We start from the raw sequence: 1081 nt of genomic DNA on the forward strand, positions 1-1081 counted from the left end.
TCACCGATATCTGCGGCTACCGTGAGATATCGCCCGGCCATTTCCGCATCGTGGAATATGCCTCGCTCACCGTGCCGCTGGTGATCAGCTTCGCCGAGGCCTTTGCGATCGGGCTCGGCCGCAGCCCAGGCGACAATGACCGCTACGCCAGCTTCGCCGCCGGCCTCTATGCCGGGCCGGTCATGATCGAATCCTTCGGCGGCGCCTGCTGCGTCCAGGTCAATTTCACGCCGCTGGGCGCCAGGCAATTCTTCGGCCTGCCGATGAGCGAGTTGCGGGACCGCATGGTCGGGTTGGACGATGCGCTGGGCTTTGACGGCATCGCATTGCGCGAACGGCTCGGCGAAGCGTCGGATTGGGACACGCGCTTCGACATAGCCGAAGGCTTCATCGCCGGCCGCCTTGCGGAGGCAAATGCGTTGTCGCCGGAAATCGCCTGGGCCTATAGGACGGTCATTGCATCGGGCGGCCGCACCCGCGTTTCCGCGATCGCCGGCGAGATCGGCTGGAGCCGCAAGCATCTCGCGGCCAAATTCACCGACGCGATCGGCATCGGCCCGAAGACATTGTCACGCATCGTGCGCTTCAACCGCGCGCTTTCCCTGTCGAAGCGGCAGGACGATGACTGGGCCGGCATCGCCGCCGATTGCGGCTATGCCGACCAGGCGCATCTGGTTCGCGAGTTCCGCCAACTTGCCGGCGAAACGCCGACCGCGCTCGCCGCGCTGGCATAGGCTCTCGCCCCGACCAGGTAACATTTCTTCAAGACGCCGGAACGCTTTAGCCTGAGATTGGCTTCCATCAAGTCATCAGGGAGTTTGTCATGCCCACGGCAACGGAAGCACCTCGCATCTATCCCGCCTTACGCTACAGGAACGCGGCCCAGATGATCGACTGGCTCCGCGATGCGTTCGGCTTCGAAGTGCGTGCCCGCTATGGCGATGGCGATATCGTCCATCATGCAGAGCTGACCTTCGCCTCCTCGATGATCATGCTGGGCACGGCGCGCGACGACGACTACGGCAAGATGGTCGGCGAGCCGGGCGGCGGTGGCGGCAAGTCGATCTACGTCGCCGTCGAC

The 1081-nt window shown here is 64.4% G+C and carries 1 protein-coding gene and 1 pseudogene; both read left to right on the plus strand.

Annotation, left to right across the window (positions count from 1 at the left end; translation table 11 throughout):
- Positions 1-734 (plus strand): AraC family transcriptional regulator (locus tag EOA29_RS37465; protein WP_245468753.1); only part of this gene is annotated, 734 nt, incomplete at its 5' end.
- 89 nt (positions 735-823) lie between these two features.
- Positions 824-1081 (plus strand): annotated as a pseudogene (locus EOA29_RS37470) (glyoxalase); the annotation flags it as partial.

Source organism: Mesorhizobium sp. M1E.F.Ca.ET.063.01.1.1, from assembly GCF_003998155.1.
Taxonomy (GTDB): Bacteria; Pseudomonadota; Alphaproteobacteria; order Rhizobiales; family Rhizobiaceae; genus Mesorhizobium.